A 26,878-nucleotide genomic window follows, 5' to 3' on the forward strand; every position below is an offset into this window, starting at 1 on the left:
ACAACGTCCGGCGCGGAACACTCCCAGACCGCTGCACTCACGGCCTTCACCTGCGATTATCGGACCGCTCCACCGAACCGACACACCAACGGCGGTGTCGTCGCACCCGGCCGGGGAAGCGGTCACCCTTATCCTGTCCCCGACAGGGCGAGGGCCCACCACCCCCACCCCCACCCTCAGGTACGGGGCCGGACAGCGCGCGCCCCGGCGCCCGCCAGCCCGATCCCGGCCACGGTCGCGCCCGCCAGGGCGCCGCCCGTCCCGCCCCCATAGCTCAGCGGATAGAGCACCCGCCTTCTAAGCGGTAGGTCGCAGGTTCGAATCCTGCTGGGGGCACCATCCGGCAATTGCCCAGGCCACCGCTCCGACGAACACCATCCGTGTTCGTTCCGGACCACCCGGTCATCCCGTACACCAACCGTTCCGCGCACCCTTCGCGCAGAACTCGTGACGATGCGTATCGCGGCCGCCGTGAAACAGGACCGAAAACGGGGTCAATCGGAACAACCGGAATTCCCGGCGAATCCCCCGCCCCGCACAGGCCGGAGCACGCGCCGCCCTCGACGGCCGACCCCGACCGGACCCGATCCGATCCGATCCGACCGGACCGGACCGGACCGGCGCACTCCGGCTGGGGCCCGCCTGCCCCGCCCGCCCCGCCTACCCCGCCAGCCCGGCCAGATAGGCGTCCAGCAGCTTCGCCTGCCGCTCCGCCGGGAACTCCTCCGGAGCGAACAGCGCCTGCACCACCAGACCCAGCACGAAGGCCTGCGCCCCCGCGGCGAGCGCCGCCGGGTCGGCCTGCGCCGGGAGCTCCCCCAGCCGCTGGGCGTCCGCGACGTGCGCCGTGAGCGCGGTGCGCGAGCGCGCGTAGCGGCCCGCGTGCGCGGCCGCCAGCTCCGGGTCGGCCAGGGCGTGGTCCCAGGAGCCGACCCAGATCCGGTTGTCGGCCGCGGCCTCGCCGTCCAGCGGCAGCACGTCCAGGAGCGAGGCCCGCACCCGGGCCAGCCCGGCCGGCGGCGGGCCGTCGGCCGGGTCGGTGCGCCGGGGCCGGGCCAGCGAGCGCCGGTCCAGCTCCTCCAGCGCATGGCTGAGCAGCGCCCGCTTGTTCGGGAAGTAGTGCGTCAGCATCCCGGTGGAGGCACCCAGTTCGGCGGCCACCGCGCGCAGGGTCAGCCCCTCGAAGCCCCGGGTGGAGAGCACCCGCCACACCCCCTCGGAAACATCCGAGCGTCGGGCGTCATGGTCTCCACGGGCCGGTGTCATGGGGGCTATCGTACATACCAAACGTTTGTTATGAATGGTTCCGCCAACCTCAGCACCACCCGTGAAAGGCCGCCCGTGTTTGCCGTACCGCTCACCGAGAACGCCGAACTGCGCCCGCTGGAGCCCTGGCAGGCCCCCGAGTTCCTGACCCACCTCGACCGCGCCCGCGCCCACACCGACCCGTGGATCCCCTGGGCGACCTTCTCGGTCGACCTGGACTCCGCCCGCGCCACCCTCCAGCGCTACTCCGACGGCCAGAACGCCGACCAGAAGCGGATCTACGGCATCTGGCTGGACGGCACGCTGGTCGGCGGCGTGATGTTCGTGAGCTTCGACGCCCGGTCCGGCGTCTGCGAGATCGGCGCCTGGACGGAACCGGCCGGCGAGGGCCACGGGCTGATCACCGCCGCCGTCAAGCTGCTGCTCGACTACGCCTTCGCCACCCGCGGCATGCACCGCGCCGAGTGGTGGTGCTCCTCCGTCAACGCCCGCAGCCGGGCCGTCGCCGAGCGGGTCGGCATGACCCGCGACGGCGTACTGCGCGAGTGGTACCCGTACAACGGGGTCCGCTACGACAAGGAGATCTGGGCCATCCTGGCCTCCGAGTGGACGGCCGCGGCCAAGGGCTGAGCCGCCCGCGACAGCGGCGGGGCCCGGTGGACACCTCCGTGCCACCGGGCCCCGCCGCTCGAACACCGTCCAGCTCGGACGCCGCCCAGCTCGAACCCCTCGCTCAGGCCGCCCGGGCCCCGACCGCCGGGCGCTCCGCCGCCACCCCGGCCGGCGGCTCGGCGGCCTCGCCCTCGCCGGCACCCGCACCGGCACCGGCACCCGGGACCGCATCCGCATCCTGGGCCGCGTCCCCGTCCAGGGCCGCGCCGCCGACCACCCGCAGCCGCCACACCAGCAGCAGCACCAGCACCAGCACCCCGCCGGCCGACAGGAAGACCACGTCCACGGCGTCGGTGAAGCTGCGCACCGCGTGCTCGCGCGCGGCCCCGGTGAGCGTCCGGACGGCGCCCAGCGGCCGGCCCTGCTCGCCGTCCGCGAAGACCCTGGTCAGCACGGTGCCGAACACCGCCGCCCCCAGCGCGTTGCCGAGGTTCTGGAAGAACCGGATGCCGGTGGTCGCCACGCCCAGCTGGTGCACCGGCGCGGCCTGCTGCACCACCACGATCAGCTGGCCGATCAGCTGACCCAACCCGCAACCCAGCAGGGCGAGTTCGGCCATCACCGCGGGCAGCGCGGTGGTCGGCCCGCTCAGGCCGAGCAGCAGCAGGGCGAGCGCCGCACAGCCCGCGCCGGCCAGCAGGAAGGTCCCCAGCGAGTGACCCCGGGCGAGCAGCCGGCCGACGGCCAGGCCGGAGACCGTCATCCCGGCCGCCATCGGGATCAGGTACAGGCTGGCGGTGGTCGGGGCGACGCCCCGGGCAAGCTGGAGGTAGAGCATCACCTGGACGATCGCGCCGATCATGCCCATTCCGACCAGGCCCTGGATCGCGAAGCCCAGCCGCACCACCGGGATCCGGAACAGCGACAGCGGCAGCACCGGCGCGGCGGCGACGGCCTGGCGCCACAGGAAGAGGCCGAACGCGGCGAGCGTGCCGAAGGCCAGCCCGAGGATCACCGGGGACGTCCAGGCGTAGTCCTTGCCGCCCCACTCGGTGACCAGCAGCAGCCCGACCGCGAACGCCGCGGCCAGGGCGGAGCCGAGGAAGTCCAGGCCGCCGCGGCCGGTCGCCCTGGGCAGCCTGATCACCAGGGCGACACCGACCAGCACCACCAGGCAGAGCGGCAGGTTGACGTAGAAGATCCAGCGCCAGCTGACGTGGTCGGCGAGCAGCCCCCCGACCAGCGGGCCGACCGACATGCCCAGTCCCGCGACGATCCCGCCCATGGCGCTGCCCTTGGCGTTGGCGCGCCCGCCCGGCTCCTTGAACTGGGCGATGACGACCATGGTGACGCTCATCAGCCCGCCGCCGCCGATGCCCTGGACGGCCCGGAAGGCGATCAGCTGGCCCATCGACTGCGCCGCTCCGCACAGCGCCGAACCGAGTGTGAAGGTGGCGACCGCCCCGAGGAGCACGCGCTTGGCGCCGTAGGAGTCGCACAGCTTGCCGTAGAGCGGCAGCAGCGCGGTGGCGGCGAGGGCGAACGCGCTGATCAGCCAGGGCAGCCGGTCTACGCCGTGGACCGGGTCGAGGTCGCGGACGATCGGCACGGTGGCCGCCGAGACGATGTTCATGTCGAGCACGGCCAGCACGATCGTGACCAGGCAGAGCAGCATGCCCGCCTTGCGTCGGCCGGGTGTCATCGGCGCGGTGGCGCCGGGCGGTGCGGGTACGGCGGTGGCCATGGTCAAGTCCCCCCAGGGTCGGTCGAGTTCGCGTCGGGGCCGGGACGGCCGGCGGCGCGTCCTCACCATGGCAGCATTTTTGTACCCGGTCAATTCTTCATCCCGACCAATCTTTCAGCCTGGGCAATCTTTCATCCCGGCCAATCTTTCGGACCGGTCAACATTTGAGCCTGGTACAGTCCCCAGCATGGCGATGCGACCCGCACAGGACCCCGGCTCCGACGTCGACCTGGACGCGCTCCCGCTGCGCGAGCGCAAGAAGCTCCAGACCGGCATGCGGATCTTCCGCACGGCCATCGCGCTGTTCACCGAGCGCGGCTTCGACCAGGTCTCGGTCGCGGAGATCGCCGCCGCCGCCGAGGTGTCCAAGATGACCGTCTTCAACTACTTCCCCACCAAGGAAGAGCTGGTCATGCGCCCGATGGAGCAGCACCTCGACGAGCCCGCCCGGGCGGTGCGCGACCGCGCCCCGGGCAGCTCCGCGGCGACGGCGCTGCGCGAGCAGTTCCTCGCCGCGCTGGAACGCTTCGACCCGGCCTCCGGGCTGAACGACGACCGGATCGTGCTCGACGTGGTCCGGCTGATCCACCGCACCCCGGCACTGACCGCCCGGGCCACCCACGGCTTCGACCTGCTGGCGCACGCCGCGCTCTCCGCCGAACTGATCGCCCAGGACCCGGCCCACGACGAGCTCACCGCCCGGGTCGCCACCGCGCAGGCGCTGGCCGTCCGGGTCGCGCTGATCGCCGCCAACCATCGGCGGATGCTCGCCGGCGAGCGGGCCGTCGACGCCCTGCCCACCGCACTGGAGGAGGCCCGCCGCGCCTTCGCCCTGCTCGAACACGGCCTCGGCGACTACTGCACCCGCGCCGCCTGAGAGAGTTGGCGCACCACGACCGACCGGAGGTGCGCATGGACCAGCCGCTGCTCACGCGGGACCGCTCCGCCCTGCCCGCGCAGGCCGAAGGCCTCAACGCGTACGTCGGCGAGGACGGCGTCGCCGTCCTGGAGTTCGCCCGCCCGCACCGCCGCAACGCGGTGACCCTGGCGATCTGGCAGGCGCTGCCCAAGGTGCTGGAGGAGCTGGCCGGCCACGAGGGCGTGCGCGTCCTGCTGCTCACCGGCGCCGGCAACACCTTCAGCGCGGGCGCGGACATCGCCGAACTCTCCGAGGTGTACGGCGATCCGGACCACGCGGAGGCCTACCACGCGACCAACGTCGCCGCCGAGGAGGCGCTGGCGGCCTTCCCGCACCCGACCCTCGCCGTGGTGCACGGTGCCTGCGTCGGCGGCGGCTGCCAGCTCGCCGTCGCCTGCGACCTGCGGTTCGTCGCCGAGGACGCCCGGCTCGGGATCACCCCGGCCAAGCTCGGCGTGGTCTACTCGGCGGTGCCGACCGTACGGCTGTCCCGGCTGATCGGCCCGGCCCGGGCCAAGTACCTGCTGTTCTCCGGCGAGTTGGTGGCCGGCCGGGACGCCCTGCCGCTGGGCCTCGCCGAACGCGTCCTGCCGGACGCCGAACTGGACGCCGCCGCACTGGACTTCGCCCGGGTGCTGACCCTCCGCTCGACCCAGACCATCGGCGCGGCCAAGGCCGTCCTGGACGCCCCTCCCGAGCGGGCGGACGAGGTCCTGGCCCCCTGGCTGCTCCGCGCCCGGGAGGGCTCGGACATCCGCGAGGGCCTGACGGCCTTCCTGGAGGGCCGCCCCGCCCGGTTCTGAGCCGGGCCGCACCACCATCACCTGTACGACCGGAACCCGTCCAACCCGTCCGCCCCTTCACGCCCCCGGAGCACCCACCCCGATGACGACCGAGGCCGAGGCCGCGCCCGCCGCCCCCACCAGCCGGACGATCTGGGCCCGCCGGATCACCGACGGCCTGGAGCCGAAGAACGTGATCGTCGCGCTGCTCCCGGTGCTGGGCGGCCTCCGCTACGGCCTGCCGGGCATCGGCTGGGCGCTGTTCGCCATCCTGTTCGCCGCCGTCGTCCCGACCCTGATCATCCGGCACGGCATGCGCAAGGGCACCGTGGCGGACCGCCACGTCGGCCACCGGCAGCGGCGGCTGACCGTCTTCCCGCTCATCATGGGCTCGGTGCTGCTCAGCTTCGCGGTGATGATCGGACTGGACGCCCCGGCCGACCTGACGGCGCTGGTCCTGGCGATGTTCGCCTCGCTGGTCCCGATCCTGGTGATCACCGCCTGGTGGAAGGTCTCCGTCCACACCGCCGTGGCCACCGGCGCGGTGGTCTGCCTCGCCATCGCACTGGGCCCGCTCTGGCTGCTGCTCGCTCCACTGGTTCCGGCGATCGGCTGGTCCCGGGTGGTGCTGCGGGACCACACCACCGCGCAGACGGTCGTCGGCGCGGTGGTGGGCGCGCTCACCGCCGGGCTCACCTTCTGGCTGGCCCGCTGAGTCAGCGGATCGGCACCCCCGAGATCGCCCGGGCGATCACCAGCCGCTGGATCTCGCTGGTCCCCTCGAAGATCGAGTAGATCGCGCTGTCCCGGTGCATCCGCTCCACCGGGTACTCCCGGGTGAAGCCGTTGCCGCCGAGGATCTGCATCGCCTGCGCGGTCACGTACTTGGCGGTCTCACCGGCGTACAGCTTGGACATCGAGCCCTCGGCCGCCGTGAAGGGCTGGTTGTTGGCCGCCGTCCAGGAGGCCCGCCACACCAGCAGCCGGGCCGCGTCGATCCGGGTCCTCATGTCGGCGAGCTGGAAGGCCACGCCCTGGTTGTCGATGATCGGCCGGCCGAACTGCTCGCGCGTCCTCGCGTAGTCCAGCGCCACCTCGTACGCGGCCCGGGCGATGCCGATCGCCTGCGCGCCGACGGCCGGGCGGGAGGCCTCGAAGGTGGCCATCGCCGCGTTGCCCCGGCCCCCCGGGCGCTTGACGCCCTCGCGGGCCCGGGCCAGTCGCTCGTCCAGCTTCTCCTTGCCGCCGAGCAGGCAGCTGCCGGGCACCCGGACGCCGTCCAGCACGACCTCGGCGGTGTGCGAGGCGCGGATGCCGTGCTTCTTGAACTTCTGGCCCTGGCTCAGTCCGGGGGTGCCGGGCGGGACGACGAAGGAGGCCTGGCCCTTCGCACCGAGCGCCGGGTCGACGGTGGCGACCACCACGTGGACGGCGGCTATCCCGCCGTTGGTGGCCCAGGTCTTGGTGCCGTTCAGCACCCACTCGTCCGCGGCCTCGTCGTACACCGCCCGGGTGCGCAGCGCCGAGACGTCGGAGCCGGCGTCCGGCTCGGAGGAGCAGAAGGCCGCCACCTTGACGTCCTCCGGCGTGCCGAACATCTGCGGGGTCCAGGTGCCGATCTGCTCGTCGGTGCCGTTGGCCAGCACCGCGACGGCTGCCAGGGTGGTGCCGACGATGGACAGCCCGATGCCGGCGTCGCCCCAGAACAGTTCCTCCATGGCGATCGGGATGCCGACGCCGGAGGGGTCGAAGTACTGCTGGGCGTAGAAGTCCAGCGAGTAGATGCCCAGCTTGGCGGCCTCCTGGATGACCGGCCAGGGGGTCTCCTCGCGCTCGTCCCACTCGGCCGCGGCCGGGCGCATCACGTCGGCGGCGAAGCCGTGCAGCCAGTCGCGTACGGCGAGCTGGTCCGCGCCCGGGTCCAGCGAGAACGTGCTGCTCATGGTGCGTGCCTCCGAAGACGTGTGCGGCCGACCGGGGTGTTACCTCGGGTAACATCGTGGGAGTCTGCTACTGATTGGTAACCGGTGTCAACGCCCAGGCAGACCCCGCCGAACCCGATCCCGAGGAGCAGCGCATGTCCCGAGAGCCCCGCCGCGAGCAGCTGCTCAACGCCGCCGACCGGGTCATCCAGCGCGAGGGGCCGGGCGCCAGCATGAACGCCATCGCCGCCGAGGCCGGGATCACCAAACCGATCCTCTACCGCCACTTCGGCGACCGGAACGGCCTGATCAGAGCCCTGACCGAACGCCACACCGGCGGGCTGCTGGCCGCCGTCCGGGCCGCCCTCGCCGAGCCGCTGGAACGCCGCGACCGGGTCGAACACGTCCTGGACACCTACCTCGCCGGCATCGAGGCCCGCCCCCAGGTCTACCGGCTGCTCACCCACCCCGAGCCCGGCGACCCCAGCAGCGCGGGCAACGCGCTCGCCCCCGCGCTCAAGCAGATCGCCGAGGAGATCACCCGGGCCGTGCGGAGCCAGGTCGACCTCGGCGCCGACCGCGACCTGCTCGCCGAGGCCTGGGGCCGCGGCATCACCGGCATGGTGCTGGCCGCCGGGGACTGGTGGCTGGAGACCAGACCCTGCTCCCGCACCCGGATGGTGCAGGCGCTGGCCGACCTGCTCTGGGGCCGGCTCGCCGCCGCCGCGGACCTGCCGACCGCCGTCCCGCCGACCGCGCCCGAGCCGACCGCCGACTGACGCCCGGCCACCCGCCCACTCGGTCGCTCGGTCGCTCGGTCGCTCGGTCGCTCGGTCGCCCGACAGCGTCCGTCGACCGAACTCTTGTGCCGCGCACGACAGTCCGGGCATCATCGGGCCCCACCCCCACCCCTGCCGTGCGAGGTCCCCGATGCGCCTGCGCCGCACCGCCGTCGCCCTGCTGCTCGCCGCCACCGCCGTCCTCACCGCCGTCCCGGCCTCGGCCCACGGCGGGCAGCCGGGCCGTTCCCCCGCCCCGGACCGCTTCCCCACCGGCACGGCCACCGCCGCCGACGGCCGCACCTCCCTCACCGACGCCCAGGGCCGCCGCCTGCGGCTGCGCGGCTTCAACCTCGACAAGTACGCCGAGGCCACCCCCGCCGACCTCGACTCCGTCGCCGCCCAGGGCTTCACCCTGGTCCGGCTGCCGGTCTCCTGGACGAGGCTGGAGCCCGAGCGCGGCCGCCTCGACCTCGCCGAACTGCACCGCGTGCAGCGGCTCCTCGACCGGGCCGACCGGTTGGGCCTGCTGGTCCTGATCGACTTCCACCAGGACGTCTACGGGCCGAAGTTCGGCGGCGGCACCAACGGCGTGCCCGTCTGGGCCACCCGCGACGACGACCTGCCGTTCACCCCCGACCCGGACGACTGGTTCGCCGGCTACTTCCAGCCCGCCGTCCAGGCCGCCTTCCGGCACCTCTACGACGACCCCGACCTGCGCGCCTGGCAGGCCGACTTCTACACCCGGCTCGCCCGCGAACTGCGCGGCCACAGCTCACTGCTGGGCTACGACCTGTTCAACGAGCCGTTCGGCCCGGTGGACGGCGACCCGAGCGACCCGGCCGTGCTGGCCGCCGCCTCCGCCGCCCTGGAACAGGGCCGGCTCGCCGACATGTACCGCCGCCTGATCACGGCCGTGCGCCGGGTCGACTCCCGCTCCTGGCTGTTCGTCGAGCCGACCGTGCTGGTCGGCCAGGGCGTACCCACCCAACTGCCCGGCTTCGCCGACCCGCGCCCCGGCGCGCCCCGGCTCGGCTACGCGCCGCACTTCTACGACACCGCGGTCGAGGGCGGCGCCGACTGGGACCCGGCCGGCGGCTTCGTGGAGCAGTACACCGCCGCGATCACCGGCTACCCGGCCGCCCACCGCCTGCCCGTCCTGGTCGGCGAGTGGGGTCCGCCGAACTCCCGCACCCCGGGCAACGCCGAGCTGGTCCGCCGCCAGGTCGCCGCGATGGACGGCTTCGCCGAGGCTTGGACGATGTGGTACTGGTGCCGGGGCAACGGCGGCTACTGCGCGCTCGACCCGGCCGGACGCCCCGCCCCCGGCGACGAACCCGCCTTCGGCCCGTACCCGGTGGCCGTCGCGGGCACCGAGGTCCGGACGGCCGCCACCACCGTGGGCTGGCGCTCGGACGGCACCGGGCGCGGCAGCGAGATCCTGCTGCCCCCGGCCGCGTTCCCGCACGGGGCCGGTGTCACCGTCGCCCCCGCCGGCGCCCGGGTCGAGGTCGAACAGCCGACCGGCGGGCGGGCGGGAACCGTACGCGTCCGGCTCCCGCACGCCCCCCGGGGCACAACCGTGACGGTCACGCTCACCGCTCGATGAGCGGACCGAGCGGGCCGAGCGGGCCGAGCGGCGTGAACGTACCGAGCGGGACGGTCACGCCAGTCCCCGGCGGGCCAGCAGCGGCCCGGTCTCCGGCGCCCGGCCGACCACCGCGCGGAAGGACTCCAGCGGGTCCCGGCTGAACCCGCGCGCCAGCAGCTCCCGCCGGAACAGCTCGCCGCTCTCCCGCACCGGGCGCCCGTTGCCCTCGAACCACTGCACGGTGTCGGCGTCCAGCACCTCCGACCAGATGTACGCGTAGTACGCCGCGCTGTAGCCGCTGGAGAAGATGTGCTGGAAGTACGCCGTCCGGTAGCGCGGCGGGATCGCGTCCACCGCGATCCCGGCCGCCGCGAGCGCCCGCGCCTCGAACTCCTCGGCGTCCGCGATCTCCTCGCCCTGCGGCACGGTGTGCCAAGCCCAGTCCAGCAGCGTGGCCGCCAGGTACTCGACCGTCCGGAAGCCCTGCCCGAAGCCCTCGGCCGCCGTCATCCGCTCGACCAGCTCGGCCGGCAGCGGCTCCCCGGTCGCGTGGTGGCGGGCGTAGTTGGCCAGCACCTCGGGCCGGACCATCCACATCTCGTTGACCTGCGAGGGGAACTCGACGAAGTCCCGGGGCACCGAGGTGCCCGAGAACAGCGGGTAGCGCACGTCCGAGAACAGCCCGTGCAGCGCGTGCCCGAACTCGTGGAACAGCGTGCGCACCTCGTCCCAGTCCATCAGCACCGGCTCGCCGGGCGCCGGACGCGGGATGTTGAGGTTGTTCAGCACCACCGACCGCTGCCCGGTCAGCCCGGACTGGGAGACCAGCGCGTCCATCCAGGCGCCGCCGCGCTTGGACGCCCGGGCGTGGAAGTCGCCGATGAACAGGCCCAGCGGGCTGCCGTCCTCCTCGAACACCTCGAAGACCCGGGCGTCCGGGTGGTGGGCCGTCAGGTCCGGCCGCTCGGTGAAGCTCACCCCGTACGCCAGGTTCGCGGCGAAGAAGACGCCGTCCCGCAGCACCCGCTCCAGCTCGAAGTACGGGCGCAGCACCGCCGCGTCCACCTGGTAGGAGCTCTGCCGGACCTTCTCCGAGTAGTACGCCCAGTCGTGCGCGGCGAGCTCCCCGATCCCGTCCGCGGCGGCCGCCCGGGCCAGCTCCCCGGCCTCCCGCCGGGCCATCGCCACGGCCGGGCCGACCAGCCGGGACAGCAGGCCGGAGACCGCCTCGACGGTGCCGGACGTCTCGTCCGCCACCACGTACGCGGCGTGGCTCGGGTACCCCAGCAGCGCGGCCCGCTCGGCGCGCAGCGCCGCCATCCGGATCGCCAGCGGGCCGTTGTCCTCGGCGCCCCGGCCGAGCGAGGCGGCCAGCAGCCGCTCGCGCACCGAGCGGTCGTCGAGCCGGGCCAGTTCGGCCTGGCCGGAGGTGCTCCGCAGGCTCAGCACGTAGCCGCCCGGGCGGCCGAGCACCCGGGCGTTCTCCGCGGCCCCGGCGACGGCGCCCTCGGACAGTCCGGCCAGTTCGTCGGCGGAGTCCAGCACCAGCGCGGCGGAGCGGGTGGCGGCGTTCACGTTCTGCTGGAACGTCGTTCCGAGCGCCGCGAGTTCGGCGTTCAGCTCGCGCAGCCGGGCCTGCTCGGCCTCGCCCAGCCGGGCACCGGAGCGCACGAAGGCGGTGTACCGGCGCTCCAGCAGCCGCAGCGACTCCGGGTCCAGTCCGAGCCCGGCGCGGGCCTCGTGGAGCGCCTCGATCCGGGCGAACAGCGCGAGGTCCAGGTGGATGGCGTCGTGGTGGACGGCGAGCAGCGGGCTGACCTTCGCCTCCACCTCGTCCAGCACGTCGGTGGTGTCCGAGGAGGACTGGTTGCGGAACACCGCGTCGACCCGGCGCAGCAGCTCCCCGGAGCGCTCCAGGGCCACCAGGGTGTTCTCGAAGGTCGGCAGGCCCCGGTCGGCGGTGATCGCCGCGATCTCGGCCAGCTGCTCGGCCATTCCCCGCTCGTACGCGGGCAGGTAGTGCTCCTCGCGGATCTCGGCGAACGGCGGGAGCTCGTAGACCAGCGGACTGGCCTGGAAGAACGGGTTCTCGGTCATTTCGCGAACCCTACGCCGTGTCACCCGCCCTGCCCACGCGGTTCTCCACCCCTGCGGACACCCCGCCGGGGCCCGTCCCGCCGGGCGCCGCCGTGCCCGCCTGCCACGCGTTGTCACACCCACCCGTTAACGTCGACGGCGCGGGCCCGTCGGTCGCGGGCCGCCGCGCGCCCGCCCGCGGGCCCGCACCCCCCGTACCCGTCCCCGCACGCCCGACCGCGCGCCGGAGAGGAGCAGCCCCCGTGGCACCCAGGACCGCCCTCGCGCCCGACCCGCACGGCCCCGGCGGCCGGCTCCAGGCACTGGACGACGCGGGCGCCCCGCTCGGCCCGCCGGAGACCGTCCGCGACCTCGCCACCGCCGTCGCCGCCCGGGAGGCCGCCGACCATCCGCGCTGGGTCTGGGCCGCCACCGACTCCGGGTACGCCCCGCTGCTGCCGAAGCTGCCCGACCGGCTCGCCCGCTGCCACGACCTGCGGCTGGTCGAGGCGCTGCTGCTGGCGCACGAGGGCCGGTTCGGCGCGCCCCGGTCGCTCGGCGCCGCCTGGGCCCGGCTGCGCGGCCTGCCCGTCCCGGCGGACCTGCCCGAACCGGGCCTGTCCGACGCCGACGACGGCCAGGACACCCTGTTCGCCCCCGACCGGCTGCAACTTCCGCCCGGCGCCGACCCGTTGGCGGCCGTGGTCGCCGTCCACGCCGAACAGCAGCGCCGGATCGCCGCCCTCGCCGACCCGGGCGCCCGGCAGCGGTTCCGGCTGCTGGTCGCCGCCGAGTCGGCCGGCGCCCTGGTGGCCGCCGAGATGGCCCACGACGGCCTGCCCTGGCGGGCCGACGTCCACGACCACCTGCTCACCGAGCTGCTCGGCCCCCGCCCGACCGTCCCCGGCACCCAGCCCAGGATCCTCGCCGAGCTCGCCGTCGACCTCCAGCAGGCACTCGGCGCCAAGCCCTTCAATCCCGACTCCCACACCCAGGTGCTGCGCGCCTTCGCCGAGGCGGGCATCCAGCTCGGCTCCACCCGCTCCTGGGAGCTCAAGGGCATCGACCACCCGGCCGCGCAGCTGCTGGTCCGCTACAAGGAGCTGTCCCGGATCCACGTCGCGCACGGCTGGGCCTGGCAGGACGCCTGGGCCCGCGGCGGCCGCTTCCGGCCCGAGTACGTGGTCGGCGGCGTGGTCTCCGGCCGCTGGGCCAGCCGCGGCGGCGGCGCCCTGCAGATCCCGCGGATCCTGCGCCGCGCCGTGGTCGCCGACCCGGGCTGGCTGCTGGTCGTCGCCGACGCCGCCCAGCTGGAGCCCCGGGTCCTCGCCGCGCTCTCCCAGGACGCCGGGCTGGCCCGCACCGCCGCCGGCGGCGACCTGTACGAGGCGCTCGCCGCCCACGCCTTCCAGGGCGACCGGGACAAGGCCAAGCTCGGCCTGCTCGGTGCCATGTACGGCCAGACCAGCGGCGACATCGGCCCGCTGCTCAACACCCTGCACCGCCGCTACCCGGCCGCGATGGGCTACGTCGAGGCCGCCGCCCGCACCGGCGAGGACGGCGGCCTGGTCGCCTCCCGGCTCGGCCGGGTCTGCCCGCCGGCCTCCGCCGACTTCCTCGACCTCACCGAGGGGGACGCCGCGGGCGAGGCCGGCGGCCGCACCGCCCGCGCCCGCGGCCGGTTCACCCGCAACTTCGTCATCCAGGCCAGCGCCGCCGACTGGGCGCTGGCCCTGCTCGCCGCGCTGCGCCGCCGGCTGAACGACCTGCCGGCGTCCGGCCCGGCGGACCGCCCGCACCTGGTGTTCTTCCAGCACGACGAGGTGATCGTGCACACCCCGGCGAACCTCGCCGACGAGGTGGCCGCCGCCGTCGCCGAGGCGGCCGACGAGGCCCGCCGGCTGGTCTTCGGCGACACCCCGGTGCGCTTCCCGCTCAGCACGGCGGTGGTGGACTGCTACGCGGACGCCAAGTGAGCGGACTCCACGTGAACGGACGCCGGGTGAGCGGACGCCGGACGCTCAGAGCTTCCTGAACCCGCGCGCGTCCTCGGCCGCCGCGACCACCTCGGCCAGGTCCGCCCCGGTCGAGGCGGTGACGGCGGCGGCCACCGCGCCCTCCACGAACGGCGCGTCCGCCAGCCGCACGCCCGGGCGCGGCTCGTCCTCCAGCACCGTGACGGCGGTGAGCACCGAGCTGCCGAGGTCCGGCAGAACGACCACGCCCGCCCCGGCGTCGGCCCGCGCGATCGCCCCGGCGATCAGGTCGTAGCTGGTGCCGAGCCCGCCGTCCTCGGTTCCGCCCGCGACGACCACCCGCACGCCGTCCGGGGCGAGTTCGCCGAGCAGTTCGCGCAGCCCCTCCGCGAGCCGGGCGCTGTGCGAGACCAGAACAATGCCCACGTTCTCACTCATGCGGCCGACCCTACGGCCGGAACCGACTGCTCCGGGAGAGTGATCGGAATCCCGCGTGTCGCACCCCGTGCCCCCCACCCCCGTCTGGCGTAGCGTCGGGTCCACGGCATCGACCGCCGTGGCGTCCTCACCCCGGTCACCAAGGGAGCGAAGAGCGTTGAAGAAGCTGATCAACACCCCGGAGAGCGTCCTGGAGGACGCGCTGGCCGGAATCGCCGCCGCCCATCCGGAGCTGGCGGTGGACGTCCCCAACCGGGTGATCACCCGGGCCGCCCGCCCGGCCGGTCCCAAGGTCGCGCTGATCTCCGGCGGCGGCTCCGGCCACGAGCCGCTGCACGGCGGCTTCGTCGGCCCGGGCATGCTCGACGCCGCCTGCCCCGGCGAGGTGTTCACCTCGCCCGTCCCGGACCAGATGCTGGCCGCCGCCAAGGCCGTGGAGAACGGCGCCGGCGTGGTCTTCGTGGTGAAGAACTACACCGGCGACGTGATGAACTTCGAGCTCGCCGCCGAACTCGCCGCCGAGGAGGGCCTGGAGGTCCGCACCGTCCTGGTCAACGACGACGTCGCGGTCGAGGACTCCACCTGGACGGCCGGGCGCCGGGGCACCGGCGCGACCGTGCTGGTGGAGAAGACGGCCGGCGCGCTGGCCGAGCGCGGAGCCCCGCTGGACGAGGTCGCCGCCCTGGGCGAGCGGGTCAACGCCGCCTCCCGCTCCTTCGCGATCGCGCTCACCGCGGCCACCGTCCCGGCCGCCGGCAAGCCCGGCTTCGACCTGCCCGAGGACGAGATCGAGGTCGGCGTCGGCATCCACGGCGAGCCCGGCCGCCGGCGGGAGAAGCTCCGCCCGGCCCGCGAGCTGGCCGCCGAGGTGGTCGAGACCGTCCTGGCCGACCACCACCTGACCCCGGGCGACGAGGTGATCGCCCTGCTCAACGGCCTCGGCGCGACCCCGCTGCTGGAGCTGTACGTGGTCTACGGCGAGGTCGCCGCCAGGCTCGCCGAGCGCGGCATCACGGTGGCCCGCAGCCTGGTCGGCAACTACGTCACCAGCCTCGACATGGCGGGCTTCTCGCTCACCCTCACCAAGGCCGACGCCCAGCTGCTGGAACTCTGGGACGCCCCGGTCGACACCCCCGCCCTCAAGCGCTGAGCCGCACCGAAGGAGACCCGATGGACTTCGACACCTCGCTGGCCGAGGCCTGGATCCGAGCGATCGCCGCGGCCGTCGAGAAGGAGCAGTCCCGGCTCACCGAGCTGGACTCCGCGATCGGCGACGGCGACCACGGCAGCAACCTCCGGCGCGGCTTCGCCGCCGCCCTGACCGCCCTGGACGGCCTCCGGCCGGCCGGCCCCGGCGCCGTCCTCACCAGGACCGGCAGCACGCTCATCTCCAAGGTCGGCGGCGCCTCCGGCCCGCTCTACGGCAAGGCCTTCCGCGCCATCGGCGCCGCCCTGCCCGAACCGGCCGGTCCGGCCGACGTCGCCGAGGCCCTGTCGGCGGGCCTGGACGCCGTCCGCCTCCTCGGCAAGGCCGAACCCGGCGACAAGACCATCGTGGACGCCTGGACCCCGGCCGTCGCCGCGTTCCGCGCGGCGGCCGCCACCGGCGCCGGCCTCCCCGGGGCGGCCGCCGCGGCCGCCGACGCCGCCGAGCAGGGCGCCCGCGACACCGTCCCCCTCCGGGCCCGCAAGGGCCGCGCCTCCTACCTGGGCGAACGCAGCATCGGCCACCAGGACCCGGGCGCCACCTCCACGGCCCTCGTCTTCCGCACTCTCGCCGACGTCACCGCCGCCTGACCCTCACCCACCCACAGCAACCACCCCCACCCACCTCCCCCCTCTTCCCCCGACCCACCTCCCCCCTCACCCAACCCAGCGAGAGGGACGCGCTGCGGAAGGGGCGGCGCAGGGGGTGGCCCGGAGAGGGGCGTTGCGGGTGATTTTCAGACTGCCAACGGCGGCCAACCCCACCCCCAAAGTCGGCAGTCTGAAAATCATCCAGCCCCTCGGAGCGGCCACCCCCGGAGCCGCCCCGTCCCCACCCTCCCGAAAGCCCCCACCCGCAAGCCCGCCCCGCAGGGGCCCCTCACCCGTCCGTCCGCGCGATCAGCAGGAGCAACGCGTCGTCCCGCAGCTCCCCGCCGGTGTGCGCCAGCAGGTCCGCGTACACCCGGCCCACCGCGGCCTCCAGCTCCCCCGCCGAGCGCGCGGCTCCCCGCACCAGCGGCCCGACCCGCTCCGCCAGCGGGTAGAACTCCCCGCTCGTGCGGTGCCGCGCCTCGATCACCCCGTCCGTACAGAGCACCAGCACGTCCTCCTCGGCGAACGGCTGCCCCCAGGTGGTCGGCTCCCCCGTCGCCAGCCGGCCGAGGCCCAGCGGCACCCAGGGGTCGGGCGCGTGCAGCACCTGCGCCCGCCCCTCGGGGTCCACCCGGATCGGCGGCACGTGGCCGTACTGCAGCAGTTCCATCGCGCCGGGCGTACGGAACTCCGCGAACAGTGCCGTGGTGAACTCCCCGTCCGGAACGTGCCGTTCGACGCTGGCCTCGATCCGCGCCGCGACGCCCCGCAGCCCGGCCTCGTCGTACGCCGCCTCGCGGAACGCGCCCAGCACCACGGCCGCGGTCTGCACCGCCGCCAGTCCCTTGCCCCGGACGTCCCCGACCGCGACCCGGGTGCCGTGCGGCGTCTCCAGCACCGAGTACAGGTCGCCGCCGATCCGTGAGGCGTCCGCCGCCGACACGTACCGCACCGCGAGCCGCAGCGGTCCGACGGTCGGCCCGGGCAGTTGCAGCAGCGCCCGCTGGGCGGCCTCGGCGACGGAGCTGACGGCCGCGAAGGCCGCCGCGCGCCGCATCCGGATCTTGGCGACCCAGGCCGAGAACAGTGTCAGGACGACGTAGCTGACCATCGCCCCGTACAGGAAGCGGGCGTCGTTGATGTTGTCGACCTCGTCGTAGTGGCTGAGCCCGAACACCGTGACCAGCCCGAACGCGCACACCAGGAGCAGCTCGCGGGGTTTCAGGGTCAGCGCCGCGATGGTCGGCACCACGGTCATCAGCGGGGCCAGGTAGCGGTCCTTGCCGGAGAGGAAGTCCGCGAGCCCGACCAGCAGGACGGCGATCAGCGCGGGCGTGGCGCGCCGCCAGAACGGGACGTCCTGGAGGTCGGCGGCGAGCAGGGCGCCGCGCTGCCGGTCCGGCGGCAGTCCGGCTGCCGTGGGGGCCGAGGGAGACTGGGCGCGGCGGAGCGGAAACACATATCGAACATAAGGGACGATCACGGAGGAGGCCCGACCGGCCCGGCTCCCCGCGCTGCGGAGCATTCCGCCCCGCCGTCTCCGGGAATACCCTGGAGGGGTATGGTGTTGTCGCAAGAGTCGTTGCCAGCGCCGCGTCCCGGACGAACACCCGGGCCGCCCGGACCTCCCGGAGGCCTCCGATGTCCACCACCATCACCTACACCGTGTCCGGCATGAGCTGCGGCCACTGCGAGAAGGCGATCAGCGAGGAGGTCTCCGCCCTGGCCGGGGTCACCGGGGTCGCCGCCGACTCCACGGCCGGTACCGTGACGATCTCCTCCGCCGCCCCGTTGGACGACGAGCAGGTGCGCGCCGCGATCGACGAGGCCGGCTACGAGCTGGTCGGTCGCAGCGCCTGACCCACCCGGCACGGTGGGGGCCGCCGCGGCGCCCCCGCCGGCCGCCCGACCGAGGAGCTGATCCGCATGAGCACGTCCACCCCGGACCTCGGGGCCCGGGACCGGGTCGAGCTGTCGATCGGCGGGATGACCTGCGCCTCCTGCGCCGCCCGGATCGAGAAGAAGCTCAACCGGATGGACGGCGTCGAGGCCACCGTCAACTTCGCCACCGAGAAGGCCCGGGTCGACTTCGGCCCCGGCACCACGGTCGAGGAGCTGATCGCCACCGTCGAGCGCACCGGCTACACCGCCGAGGTCCCCCCGCCGCCGGCGCCCGCCGCCCCCGAACCCGAGCGGACCGCTCCGACCGGACGCCCCGACACCCTGCGGGACCGGCTGCTGATCAGCACCGTCCTCAGCGTCCCGGTGGTCCTGCTGTCGATGGTGCCGGCCCTCCAGTTCGACAACTGGCAGTGGCTGGCCTTCGCGCTCACCGGCCCGGTCGTGGCCTACGGCGGCCTGCCCTTCCACCGCGCTGCCTGGACCAACCTGCGGCACGGCGCCGCCACCATGGACACTCTGGTCTCGCTCGGCACCCTGGCCGCCTTCGGCTGGTCCTGCTGGGCCCTGTTCCTGGGCCACGCCGGCCTGCCCGGGATGCACCACGCCTTCTCGCTGTCCGTCGGCGACACCGATGCCTCCGCCACGCTCTACTTGGAGACCGCCGCCGCCGTCACCGTGCTGATCCTGCTCGGCCGCCACCTGGAGGCCCGCTCCAAGCGCCGGGCCGGCGCCGCGCTGCACGCCCTGCTCGACCTCGGCGCCAAGGACGTCGCCGTTCTGCGGGCGGGCCGGGAGGTACGGCTGCCGGTGGACCGGCTGACGGTCGGCACCCGCTTCGTGGTCCGCCCCGGCGAGAAGATCGCCACCGACGGCGTGGTGGTCGAGGGCGCCTCGGCCGTGGACGCCTCAATGCTCACCGGCGAGTCCGTCCCGGTCGAGGTCACCGTCGGCGACGCCGTCACCGGCGCCACCGTCAACGCGGGCGGGCGGCTGGTGGTCGAGGCCACCCGGGTCGGCGCCGACACCCGGCTGTCCCGGATGGCCCGGCTGGTCGAGGAGGCCCAGAACGGCAAGGCCGCCGCCCAGCGGCTGGCCGACCGGATCTCCGCCGTCTTCGTCCCGGTCGTCATCCTGATCGCCCTCGCCACCCTGGTGGTCTGGCTGCTGGCCACCGACAGCCCCACCGAGGCCTTCACCGCCGCCGTCGCCGTGCTGATCATCGCCTGCCCGTGCGCCCTGGGCCTGGCCACCCCGACCGCGCTCATGGTCGGCACCGGCCGCGGCGCCCAGCTCGGCATCCTGATCAAGGGCCCCGAGGTGCTGGAGACCACCCGCCGGGTCGACACCGTCGTCCTCGACAAGACGGGCACCGTCACCGCCGGCCGGATGGCCCTGGTCGCCGTGCACACCGCCGAGGGCGTGGACCGGGCCGAGGCGCTGCGCCTGGCCGGCGCCGTCGAGCACGCCTCCGAGCACCCGATCGCCCGGGCGGTCGCCGAGGCCGCCGCCGAGGCCGGCGAACTGCCCGCCGTCACGGACTTCCGCAACGTGCCCGGACTGGGCGTGGAGGGGGTCGTGGCGGGCCGCACGGTGGTCGCCGGGCGTGAGGCCCTGCTGGCCGACCGCGCACAGCACCTGCCGCCCTCCCTGGCCCGCGCCAAGTCCGCCGCCGAGGCGGCCGGCCGCACCGCGATCGCGGTCGGCTGGGACGGCGAGGCGCGGGCCGTGCTGGAGGTCGCCGACGCGGTCAGGCCGACCAGCGCCGAGGCGATCGGCAAGCTGCGCGCACTGGGTCTGACCCCGGTGCTGCTCACCGGCGACAACCGGCTGGTCGCCGAGGCCGTGGCGGCCGAGGTCGGCATCGCGCCGGAGCACGTGATCGCCGAGGTCATGCCGCAGGACAAGGTCGACACCGTCAAGCGGCTGCAGGCCGAGGGCAAGGTCGTCGCGATGGTCGGCGACGGCGTCAACGACGCCGCCGCGCTCGCCCAGGCCGACCTGGGCCTGGCGATGGGCACCGGCACCGACGCCGCCATCGAGGCCGGCGACCTCACCCTGGTCCGCGGCGACCTGCGCTCGGCGGCCGACGCCATCCGGCTCTCCCGCAGGACCCTCGGCACCATCAAGGGCAACCTGTTCTGGGCCTTCGGCTACAACGTGGCGGCGATCCCGCTGGCCGCGGCCGGCCTGCTCAACCCGGTGATCGCGGGGGCCGCGATGGCCTTCTCCTCGGTCTTCGTGGTCACCAACAGCCTGCGGCTGCGCCGCTTCCGGCCCGCCTGAGCCCGTACGTGCGGCGGGCCCCGACCGGTTACCGGTCGGGGCCCGCCGTCCGTCTCGACGCCCTGCGGCTCAACGCCCCAGCAGCTCGCCGCCGTTGCAGTGCAGGATCTCGCCGGTGATGAACCCGGCCTCGGGCGAGGCCAGGAAGTGCACCGCCGCCGCGACCTCGCCGCTCTCGCCGATCCGCCCGAGCAGGGTGCGGGCGGCCCGGCGGGCGACCTCGGCCTCGTCCAGCCGCGGCCCGAAGAACTCGGTGCCCGCGACGGTGCCCGGCGCGACGATGTTGGCGGTGATGCCCGAGGTGCCCAACTGGGCGGCCAGGAAGTGGTTCCAGGCGTGCAGCGAGGCCTTCGCCGCGCCGTACGAGCCGGCCCCGCGCAGGGCGGCGATGGAGCTGACGGTGACCACCCGGCCGGAGCCCGGGGTGAGCCGGTCGCGGACCGACTCGGTGAGCAGCACCACGGTCAGCACGTTGCGCTCGAAGTCGCCGCGCCAGCGCGCCAGCAGGGCGTGCGGTCCGCCGCCGACCACGGTCTCGCGGCTGCCGGCGTTGTTGATCAGGACGTCGATGCGCTCGGGCAGTTCGGCGAGCGCGGCCTCGACGGCGTCCGGGTCGGCGAGGTCGCACACCAGCGGGGTGACGTTCGGTCCGAGGTCGGCCGCGGCCTTCTCCAGGACCGCCCGGCGGCGCCCCACGATCACCACGTGGTCGCCGGCCTCGACGAACCGCCGCGTGACTTCGTACCCGATTCCCGTGCCACCGCCGGTGACGACGACGTTCCTGGCCATCTGCGCACTCCCTCCCCAGTTCCGCCGTCGCGCGGCGAATGTGCGCGACGGTCCGTACCGGAATGCCACGATTCCTATCACGCTCGGTTGCCGTGACTGCGGGGAGGGTGACGTCCCGCGCGAGCGAAGGTGTGATATGGGCGTGGTACGACGCGCACACGGAGCGTGGCGAGAGGCAGCTCACACCCCCCGGGCGTAACTTCTCGCACCCTGATACGTCTTAGGTTGGTAGTGCGGCAGTTTTTCCGATGGGCGGGGACACGCTGAACGGCAATGTGTCCCCGCGCTTCCAGAACTGTCGCCGACGGGGCTCCGGCGGGCCCCGGGAACGGTCGTCGAACCCGACGGCCTTCGCGCACGACGCCGGGGTTCTGGCGGGCCTGGGACGCTTTGAGCGGCCGTCCCCGGCTGCGGCCGACCCCGGAGTCGTGCGCCGTACGGTTCCGTCCCCGCGCGGGCCCTCGGGCGCGCCACCGGGACGCGAAGGGGCCCGGCCGCTCGACAGCGGCCGGGCCCCTCTCAGCTTCCGCGCGGGCCGGTGGTCGGCTCCGCCACGGTCAGCGGGCGTCCAGCGGGACGTAGTCGCGGATCGCGGTGCCGGTGTAGATCTGGCGCGGACGGCCGATCCGGCTGGTCGGGTCGTTGATCATCTCGTGCCAGTGGGCGATCCAGCCCGGCAGCCGGCCGAGCGCGAACAGCACGGTGAACATGCTGGTCGGGAAGCCCATGGCGCGGTAGATCAGGCCGGTGTAGAAGTCCACGTTCGGGTACAGCTTGCGCGAGATGAAGAAGTCGTCCTTGAGGGCGTGCTCCTCCAGCTTGAGCGCGATGTCCAGCAGCTCGTCGCTCTTGCCGAGCTGGCCGAGGACCTCGTGCGCGAGCAGCTTGACCTGGGCGGCGCGCGGGTCGAAGGCCTTGTAGACCCGGTGACCGAAGCCCATCAGCTTGACGCCGGCTTCCTTGTTCTTCACCTTCGTGATGAAGGCGTCGACGTCGCCGCCGTCCTTCTGGATGCTCTCCAGCATCTCCAGCACGGCCTGGTTGGCGCCGCCGTGCAGCGGGCCCCACAGGGCCGAGATGCCGGCCGAGATCGAGGCGAACAGGTTGGCGTGGCTGGAGCCGACCAGGCGCACGGTGGACGTCGAGCAGTTCTGCTCGTGGTCCGCGTGCAGGATGAGCAGCTTGTCCAGCGCGTTGACGACGACCGGGTTGAGCTCGTAGTCCTCGGCGGGGACGGCGAAGGTCATCCGCAGGAAGTTCTCGACGTAGCTCAGGTCGTTGCGCGGGTAGACGAAGGGCTGGCCCATCGCCTTCTTGTACGCGTACGCGGCGATCGTCGGCAGCTTGGCGAGGAGGCGGACCGTCGACAGGTGGCGCTGGGCCGCGTCGAACGGGTTGTGGCTCTCCGGGTAGAACGTGGACAGCGCGCCGACGACCGAGGACAGCATGGCCATCGGGTGGGCGTCCCGCGGGAAGCCCTGGAAGAAGCGCTTGACGTCCTCGTGCAGCAGGGTGTGCTGGGTGATCTCGCGGTTGAACTCCGCCAGCTGGTCCGCGTTGGGCAGCTCGCCGTTGATCAGGAGGTACGCGGTCTCGATGAAGCCGCCATCGGAGGCGAGCTGCTCGATCGGGTAGCCGCGGTACCGCAGGATGCCGTTGTCACCGTCCACGAAGGTGATCGCGGACTTGTACGCGGCGGTGTTACCGAAGCCGTTGTCCAGGGTGACCAGGCCGGTCTGCGGGAGCAGCTTCGAGATGTCGAAGCCGGAGTTGCCCGCAGTGCTCTCGACGACGGGGTACTCGTACTCGCCGTCCTGGTACCTCAGTACTACCGAGTTGTCGCTCACGTCTTCCTCACCGACGAAATGAATCCTCTTCCAAGGTGCCCTGACTGTCTCTACCATCCCCCATCCGGAGGACAGTCGCGCACCCGGGGTGGCCCGAAAGGGCCCGCCCCTACAAAACCTGCCGCCGCAGCCGGTACGAACCGGACAAGATCGGCACCACCCTAGGCTCTGCCGTAAATCTCTTCACGTCAAGAGAACATTAGAGGCAACCATCCCGTTGGATAATCATCCAGCTGTCAGCCGATGGTCGAGCGCGGTGTGCCTCCGACCTGCGCTGACGGCCCGGACCGCCTGCCCGATCGCCTTGCGTGACCCCACCAGCACCACCAGTTTCCTCGCCCTGGTCACAGCGGTGTAGAGCAGATTTCGCTGGAGCATCGTCCAAGCGGACATGGTGACCGGAATCACCACGACCGGGTACTCGCTGCCCTGCGAGCGGTGGATCGTCACCGCGTACGCGTGGGCCAGCTCGTCCAGTTCGTCGAAGTCGTACGACACCTCCTCGTCCTCGTCGGTGAGCACCGTCAGCCGCTGGTCGTCGACAGCCAGGGCGGTCACCACTCCCACTGTGCCGTTGAAGACGCCGTTGCGCCCCTTGTCGTAGTTGTTGCGGATCTGGGTGACCTTGTCCCCCACCCTGAACGTGCGCCCGCCGAAGCGGCGTTCGGCCAGCCCCTCCCGGGCCGGCGTCACCGCCGCCTGGAGCAGGGTGTTCAGGTTCCCCGCGCCGGCCGGGCCGCGGTGCATCGGCGCCAGCACCTGCACGTCCCGGCGCGGGTCGAAGCCGAACTTCTGCGGGATCCGGCGCGCCACCACGTCCACCGTCAGCCCGGCCGCCCGCTCCGCGTCGTCCTCGGCGAACAGGAAGAAGTCCGCCAGACCGTCCGTCAGCGGCGGCCTGCCCTCGTTGATCCGGTGCGCGTTGGTCACCACGCCGGACTGCTGGGCCTGCCGGAAGATCCTGGTCAGCCGCACCGACGGGATCGGCCCGCCCTCGGCCAGCAGATCCCGCAGCACCTCCCCGGCGCCCACCGAGGGCAACTGGTCCACGTCCCCCACGAACAGCAGGTGCGCCCCCGGCGCCACCGCCTTGACCAGCTTGTTCGCCAGGATCAGATCCAGCATCGAGGCCTCGTCGACCACCACCAGGTCCGCGTCCAGCGGCCGGTCCCGGTCGTACGCGGCGTCCCCGCCCGGCTTCAGCTCCAGCAGCCGGTGCACCGTCGAGGCCTCCACCCCGGTCAGCTCCGCCAGCCGCTTCGCCGCCCGGCCGGTCGGCGCCGCCAGCACCACCTTGGCCCGCTTCGCCAGCGCCAGCGTCACGATCGACTTCACCGTGAACGACTTGCCGCACCCCGGACCGCCCGTCAGCACCGCGACCTTCTCGGTCAACGCGAGCCGCACCGACTGCTCCTGCTCCGGCGCCAGTTCGGCCCCGGTCCGCTTCGCCAGCCACTCCAGCGCCACCGGCCAGTCCACGTTCCCGAACCACGGCATCCGGTCCGCGTCCGACCGCAGCAGCCGGACCAACTGGTTGGCCAGCGAGATCTCCGCCCGGTGGAACGGCACCAGGTACACCGCCGTCACCGGCTCGCCGCCCTCCCCCGGGACCGCCTCGCGCACCACCCCCTCCGCCGCCACCAGCTCCGCCAGGCAGTCGATCACCAACCCGACGTCCACCTGGAGCAGCTTCACCCCGTCCGCGATCAGCCGCTCCTCCGGCAGGAAGCAGTGCCCCTGGTCGGTGCTCTGCGACAGCGCGTACTGCAGGCCCGCCTTCACCCGCTCCGGGCTGTCGTGCGGAATGCCCACCGCCTGGGCGATCCGGTCCGCCGTCAGGAAGCCGATACCCCACACGTCCGAGGCCAGCCGGTAGGGCTCGTTGCGCACCACCCCGATCGAGCCGTCGCCGTACTGCTTGTAGATCCGCACGGCCAGCGAGGTGGACACCCCGACCCCCTGCAGGAAGACCATCACCTCCTTGATGGCCTTCTGCTCCTCCCAGGCCTCCGCGATCTTCTTCGTCCGCTTCGGCCCCAGCCCCGGCACCTCGATCAGCCGGCCCGGCTCGTTCTCGATCACCTCCAGGGTCTCCACCCCGAAGCGCTCCACGATCCGCTCGGCGAACCGCGGCCCGATCCCCTTGATCAGCCCCGAGCCCAGGTACCGCTGGATCCCCTGGATCGTGGCGGGCAGCACCGTGGTGTAGTTCTCCACCGTGAACTGCCGCCCGTACTGCGGGTGCGAACCCCACCGCCCGTGCAGCCGCAGCGACTCGCCGACCTGCGCCCCCAGCAGCGCGCCCACCACCGTCAGCAGGTCGTTCCCGCCCCGCCCGGTGTCCACCCGGGCCACCGTGTAGCCGGTCTCCTCGTTGGCATAGGTGATCCGCTCCAGCACGCCCTCGACCTGCGCGAGCTGGCTCGGCACCTGCTGCCCGGACTGCGCCGCCTGCTTGCTCACCGGACCCCCTTCGACCGGTACGGGTGGATCAATGCCGCTACGCACCGTACCGCCCCGTACCGACAGCCCCGGAACCGTTGCCTGCCGTGCACCGCCCCGGCCGAGGTGCCAGGCTGGGAGGAACCGAGGGGGACCGCCGTCGACCGCGCCCGCCCGGGCCCCGTCCGAGGAGCAGTGCCGCCATGCTCAACACCGACTTCCGCCCCGGCTCCCCGGACTGGCTCGACCTGAGCAGCCCCGACACCCGCGCGTCCGTCGACTTCTACACCACGCTGTTCGGCTGGACCTTCGACTCCGCCGGCCCCGAGGCCGGCGGCTACGGCTTCTTCCAGCTCGACGGCCGGACCGTCGCCGCCCTCGGCCCGATCCCCGACGAGGCGACCCCGCCCGGCTGGACGCTCTACTTCGCCACCGAGGACGCCGACCGCACCACCGCCCTGGTCGAACAGGCCGGCGGCCGCGTCCGCTACGCCCCCTTCGACGTCTTCACCGCAGGCCGGATGGCCGGCTGCACCGACCCGACCGGCGCCGACTTCGCCGTCTGGCAGCCGCACGACACCCGCGGCCTGGACCTCGTCACCGAGGAGGGCAGCCTCTGCTGGGCCGAGTGCTACAGCGTCGACGCCGAACGCGCCAAGTCCTTCTACCGCGCCGTCTTCGACTGGCAGGAGCAGGACGTCCCGCTCGGCGAGGTGATGTACACCGTCCTCACCCCGGCCGGCGGCGGCACCGACGACGCCCACGGCGGCATCATGCAGCTCGGCCCCGAACACACCGCGCGCGGCACCGGCTCGCACTGGCTCCCCTACTTCGAGGTCCCCAACACCGACGCCAGCCTCGCCATCGCCGCCACCCTCGGCGCGACCGTACGGATCCCGGCCATGGACGTGCACGGCGTCGGCCGTCTGGCCCAACTGGCCGACCCGCACGGCGCCGTCTTCGCCGTCATCACCAGCACCAAGCCCGGGGAGTGACGGCCGATGGGGCCCACGGCCCTTCAGAAGGGCCGTGAAGGGGTGCTACGGGCGTAGACAGGGTGTGGTGGCCTCGGCACATGCTTCTAGTCTCTGATCATGACTGAAACGGCTGTTCTGACGATCCGACGGGCCACCGCCGACGACCTGCCGGCGATCGTGGCCATGCTGGCCGACGACCCACTGGGCGCCACCCGCGAGAGCCCCGACGACCTCACCCCCTACCGTGCCGCCTTCGCCCGCCTCGACGGCGACCCCCACCAGCACCTGGTCGTCGCCGACCGGGCCGGCCGCACCGTCGGCACCCTGCAGCTCACCGTCGTCCCGGGCCTCTCCCGGGCCGGCGCCACCCGAACGATCATCGAGGGCGTCCGGATCCACGCCGAGGAACGCGGCAGCGGACTGGGCACCGACCTCATCCGCTGGGCCGTCGACCGCTCCCGGGAACTCGGCGCCGACCTCGTCCAGCTCACCTCCGACGCGACGCGCACGGACGCGCACCGCTTCTACGAGCGGCTCGGCTTCACTGCCTCGCACGTCGGATTCAAACTCAAGCTCTGACAATCGCCCGGAAACGCGAAAAACCCCCATCCGGATCCCGGATGGGGGTTCTTCTGAAGAATTGTTCGGCGGCGTCCTACTCTCCCACAGGGTCCCCCCTGCAGTACCATCGGCGCTGTAAGGCTTAGCTTCCGGGTTCGGAATGTAACCGGGC

Annotated in this window: 22 protein-coding genes, 1 tRNA gene and 1 rRNA gene; 14 read left to right on the forward strand and 10 right to left on the reverse strand. The window is 73.5% G+C overall.

Features of this window, described 5'->3' with window-relative positions; genetic code table 11:
* Positions 1-263 precede the first annotated feature (263 nt).
* Positions 264-339 (forward strand) — tRNA-Arg (locus tag ACFVUY_RS18610).
* A 321-nt stretch (positions 340-660) separates the two neighbouring features.
* Here ACFVUY_RS18610 and ACFVUY_RS18615 read toward each other — a convergent pair.
* Complete coding sequence (locus ACFVUY_RS18615) at positions 661-1,266, reverse strand: TetR/AcrR family transcriptional regulator (RefSeq protein ID WP_387731067.1); 606 nt, start codon at positions 1,264-1,266, stop codon at positions 661-663.
* Positions 1,267-1,341: 75 nt separating this feature from the next.
* Between ACFVUY_RS18615 and ACFVUY_RS18620 the strand changes: the two genes are divergently transcribed.
* Positions 1,342-1,896 (forward strand): GNAT family N-acetyltransferase, encoded by a 555-nt coding sequence (locus ACFVUY_RS18620; protein WP_387685413.1) that lies wholly within the window; start codon positions 1,342-1,344, stop codon positions 1,894-1,896.
* A gap of 103 nt (positions 1,897-1,999) precedes the next feature.
* Here ACFVUY_RS18620 and ACFVUY_RS18625 read toward each other — a convergent pair whose 3' ends face one another.
* Positions 2,000-3,622 (reverse strand): MFS transporter, encoded by a 1,623-nt coding sequence (locus ACFVUY_RS18625; RefSeq protein ID WP_387731070.1) that lies wholly within the window; start codon positions 3,620-3,622, stop codon positions 2,000-2,002.
* 187 nt (positions 3,623-3,809) lie between these two features.
* On the opposite strand from ACFVUY_RS18625, the gene ACFVUY_RS18630 reads away from it, so the two are divergent.
* The 3 genes from ACFVUY_RS18630 (at position 3,810) to ACFVUY_RS18640 (ending at position 6,038) form a co-directional block, all read left to right on the forward strand.
* Positions 3,810-4,499, forward strand: coding sequence for a TetR family transcriptional regulator (locus tag ACFVUY_RS18630; protein ID WP_380550304.1), 690 nt, complete (start codon positions 3,810-3,812; stop codon positions 4,497-4,499).
* A 35-nt stretch (positions 4,500-4,534) separates the two neighbouring features.
* Positions 4,535-5,344 (forward strand): enoyl-CoA hydratase/isomerase family protein, encoded by an 810-nt coding sequence (locus ACFVUY_RS18635; protein ID WP_387731073.1) that lies wholly within the window; start codon positions 4,535-4,537, stop codon positions 5,342-5,344.
* Positions 5,345-5,426: 82 nt separating this feature from the next.
* The gene (locus tag ACFVUY_RS18640; protein ID WP_387685405.1) at positions 5,427-6,038 is read left to right on the forward strand and encodes a phosphatase PAP2 family protein; all 612 of its coding nucleotides are present in this window, start codon (positions 5,427-5,429) and stop codon (positions 6,036-6,038) included.
* 1 nt (position 6,039) lies between these two features.
* Here ACFVUY_RS18640 and ACFVUY_RS18645 read toward each other — a convergent pair whose 3' ends face one another.
* Complete coding sequence (locus ACFVUY_RS18645; RefSeq protein WP_387731075.1) at positions 6,040-7,266, reverse strand: acyl-CoA dehydrogenase family protein; 1,227 nt, start codon at positions 7,264-7,266, stop codon at positions 6,040-6,042.
* Positions 7,267-7,400: 134 nt separating this feature from the next.
* On the opposite strand from ACFVUY_RS18645, the gene ACFVUY_RS18650 reads away from it, so the two are divergent.
* A complete protein-coding gene (locus ACFVUY_RS18650) occupies positions 7,401-8,024 on the forward strand; it encodes a TetR family transcriptional regulator (RefSeq protein ID WP_387685401.1) in 624 nt (207 codons plus the stop codon).
* 151 nt (positions 8,025-8,175) lie between these two features.
* A complete protein-coding gene (locus tag ACFVUY_RS18655) occupies positions 8,176-9,633 on the forward strand; it encodes a cellulase family glycosylhydrolase (RefSeq protein ID WP_387731078.1) in 1,458 nt (485 codons plus the stop codon).
* Between the two features lie 54 nt (positions 9,634-9,687).
* On the opposite strand, the gene ACFVUY_RS18660 is transcribed toward ACFVUY_RS18655, so the two are convergent.
* On the reverse strand, positions 9,688-11,712 hold the full coding sequence (locus tag ACFVUY_RS18660; protein WP_387685396.1) for a M3 family metallopeptidase: 2,025 nt from the start codon (positions 11,710-11,712) through the stop codon (positions 9,688-9,690).
* Positions 11,713-11,954: 242 nt separating this feature from the next.
* On the opposite strand from ACFVUY_RS18660, the gene ACFVUY_RS18665 reads away from it, so the two are divergent.
* A complete protein-coding gene (locus ACFVUY_RS18665) occupies positions 11,955-13,667 on the forward strand; it encodes a bifunctional 3'-5' exonuclease/DNA polymerase (protein ID WP_387685394.1) in 1,713 nt (570 codons plus the stop codon).
* Between the two features lie 45 nt (positions 13,668-13,712).
* On the opposite strand, the gene dhaM is transcribed toward ACFVUY_RS18665, so the two are convergent.
* Complete coding sequence (dhaM, locus tag ACFVUY_RS18670; protein WP_359910558.1) at positions 13,713-14,105, reverse strand: dihydroxyacetone kinase phosphoryl donor subunit DhaM; 393 nt, start codon at positions 14,103-14,105, stop codon at positions 13,713-13,715.
* A gap of 157 nt (positions 14,106-14,262) precedes the next feature.
* Between dhaM and dhaK the strand changes: the two genes are divergently transcribed.
* Complete coding sequence (dhaK, locus tag ACFVUY_RS18675) at positions 14,263-15,255, forward strand: dihydroxyacetone kinase subunit DhaK (protein WP_359910555.1); 993 nt, start codon at positions 14,263-14,265, stop codon at positions 15,253-15,255.
* A gap of 20 nt (positions 15,256-15,275) precedes the next feature.
* The gene (gene dhaL / locus ACFVUY_RS18680) at positions 15,276-15,902 is read left to right on the forward strand and encodes a dihydroxyacetone kinase subunit DhaL (protein WP_387731080.1); all 627 of its coding nucleotides are present in this window, start codon (positions 15,276-15,278) and stop codon (positions 15,900-15,902) included.
* 289 nt (positions 15,903-16,191) lie between these two features.
* On the opposite strand, the gene ACFVUY_RS18685 is transcribed toward dhaL, so the two are convergent.
* Positions 16,192-17,364: a PP2C family protein-serine/threonine phosphatase gene (locus tag ACFVUY_RS18685; protein WP_387731082.1), complete on the reverse strand. Its 1,173-nt coding sequence runs from the start codon at positions 17,362-17,364 to the stop codon at positions 16,192-16,194.
* 182 nt (positions 17,365-17,546) lie between these two features.
* Here ACFVUY_RS18685 and ACFVUY_RS18690 point away from each other — a divergent pair, with 182 nt between their 5' ends.
* Together ACFVUY_RS18690 and ACFVUY_RS18695 are read left to right on the forward strand one after the other, a co-directional pair.
* Positions 17,547-17,765, forward strand: coding sequence for a heavy-metal-associated domain-containing protein (locus ACFVUY_RS18690; RefSeq protein WP_380550273.1), 219 nt, complete (start codon positions 17,547-17,549; stop codon positions 17,763-17,765).
* Between the two features lie 66 nt (positions 17,766-17,831).
* Positions 17,832-20,090 carry a heavy metal translocating P-type ATPase gene (locus ACFVUY_RS18695; RefSeq protein ID WP_387731085.1) on the forward strand — a complete coding sequence of 753 codons (2,259 nt, stop codon included), beginning with the start codon at positions 17,832-17,834 and terminating at the stop codon, positions 20,088-20,090.
* Between the two features lie 69 nt (positions 20,091-20,159).
* Here ACFVUY_RS18695 and ACFVUY_RS18700 read toward each other — a convergent pair whose 3' ends face one another.
* The 3 genes from ACFVUY_RS18700 to ACFVUY_RS18710 form a co-directional block, all read right to left on the reverse strand.
* Positions 20,160-20,879, reverse strand: coding sequence for an SDR family NAD(P)-dependent oxidoreductase (locus ACFVUY_RS18700; RefSeq protein ID WP_387685386.1), 720 nt, complete (start codon positions 20,877-20,879; stop codon positions 20,160-20,162).
* A 557-nt stretch (positions 20,880-21,436) separates the two neighbouring features.
* Positions 21,437-22,726, reverse strand: coding sequence for a citrate synthase (locus ACFVUY_RS18705; protein ID WP_359910538.1), 1,290 nt, complete (start codon positions 22,724-22,726; stop codon positions 21,437-21,439).
* Between the two features lie 225 nt (positions 22,727-22,951).
* A complete protein-coding gene (locus ACFVUY_RS18710) occupies positions 22,952-25,189 on the reverse strand; it encodes an ATP-dependent RecD-like DNA helicase (RefSeq protein WP_387685383.1) in 2,238 nt (745 codons plus the stop codon).
* Between the two features lie 182 nt (positions 25,190-25,371).
* Here ACFVUY_RS18710 and ACFVUY_RS18715 point away from each other — a divergent pair, with 182 nt between their 5' ends.
* Positions 25,372-26,163: a VOC family protein gene (locus ACFVUY_RS18715; protein ID WP_387731088.1), complete on the forward strand. Its 792-nt coding sequence runs from the start codon at positions 25,372-25,374 to the stop codon at positions 26,161-26,163.
* A gap of 99 nt (positions 26,164-26,262) precedes the next feature.
* Complete coding sequence (locus ACFVUY_RS18720) at positions 26,263-26,724, forward strand: GNAT family N-acetyltransferase (protein WP_359910530.1); 462 nt, start codon at positions 26,263-26,265, stop codon at positions 26,722-26,724.
* A 63-nt stretch (positions 26,725-26,787) separates the two neighbouring features.
* Here the strand turns inward: ACFVUY_RS18720 and rrf are convergent.
* Positions 26,788-26,878, reverse strand: a 5S ribosomal RNA gene (rrf, locus tag ACFVUY_RS18725); the annotation flags it as partial.

The organism is Kitasatospora sp. NPDC058063, from assembly GCF_042885395.1.
GTDB classification, from domain to species: Bacteria; Actinomycetota; Actinomycetes; order Streptomycetales; family Streptomycetaceae; genus Kitasatospora; species Kitasatospora lactacystinica.

Bases quoted from the DNA above. Each gene is read 5' to 3' on its own strand.
- ACFVUY_RS18635 (WP_387731073.1), top strand. From the start codon at position 4,535: ATGGACCAGCCGCTGCTCACGCGGGACCGCTCCGCCCTGCCCGCGCAG.
- ACFVUY_RS18650 (WP_387685401.1), top strand. From the start codon at position 7,401: ATGTCCCGAGAGCCCCGCCGCGAGCAGCTGCTCAACGCCGCCGACCGG.
- ACFVUY_RS18625 (WP_387731070.1), bottom strand. From the start codon at position 3,622: ATGGCCACCGCCGTACCCGCACCGCCCGGCGCCACCGCGCCGATGACA.
- ACFVUY_RS18700 (WP_387685386.1), bottom strand. From the start codon at position 20,879: ATGGCCAGGAACGTCGTCGTCACCGGCGGTGGCACGGGAATCGGGTAC.
- ACFVUY_RS18655 (WP_387731078.1), top strand. From the start codon at position 8,176: ATGCGCCTGCGCCGCACCGCCGTCGCCCTGCTGCTCGCCGCCACCGCC.
- ACFVUY_RS18660 (WP_387685396.1), bottom strand. From the start codon at position 11,712: ATGACCGAGAACCCGTTCTTCCAGGCCAGTCCGCTGGTCTACGAGCTC.
- ACFVUY_RS18630 (WP_380550304.1), top strand. From the start codon at position 3,810: ATGGCGATGCGACCCGCACAGGACCCCGGCTCCGACGTCGACCTGGAC.
- dhaL (WP_387731080.1), top strand. From the start codon at position 15,276: ATGGACTTCGACACCTCGCTGGCCGAGGCCTGGATCCGAGCGATCGCC.
- ACFVUY_RS18690 (WP_380550273.1), top strand. From the start codon at position 17,547: ATGTCCACCACCATCACCTACACCGTGTCCGGCATGAGCTGCGGCCAC.
- ACFVUY_RS18615 (WP_387731067.1), bottom strand. From the start codon at position 1,266: ATGACACCGGCCCGTGGAGACCATGACGCCCGACGCTCGGATGTTTCC.
- ACFVUY_RS18715 (WP_387731088.1), top strand. From the start codon at position 25,372: ATGCTCAACACCGACTTCCGCCCCGGCTCCCCGGACTGGCTCGACCTG.
- ACFVUY_RS18640 (WP_387685405.1), top strand. From the start codon at position 5,427: ATGACGACCGAGGCCGAGGCCGCGCCCGCCGCCCCCACCAGCCGGACG.
- ACFVUY_RS18695 (WP_387731085.1), top strand. From the start codon at position 17,832: ATGAGCACGTCCACCCCGGACCTCGGGGCCCGGGACCGGGTCGAGCTG.
- ACFVUY_RS18645 (WP_387731075.1), bottom strand. From the start codon at position 7,266: ATGAGCAGCACGTTCTCGCTGGACCCGGGCGCGGACCAGCTCGCCGTA.
- dhaM (WP_359910558.1), bottom strand. From the start codon at position 14,105: ATGAGTGAGAACGTGGGCATTGTTCTGGTCTCGCACAGCGCCCGGCTC.
- ACFVUY_RS18720 (WP_359910530.1), top strand. From the start codon at position 26,263: ATGACTGAAACGGCTGTTCTGACGATCCGACGGGCCACCGCCGACGAC.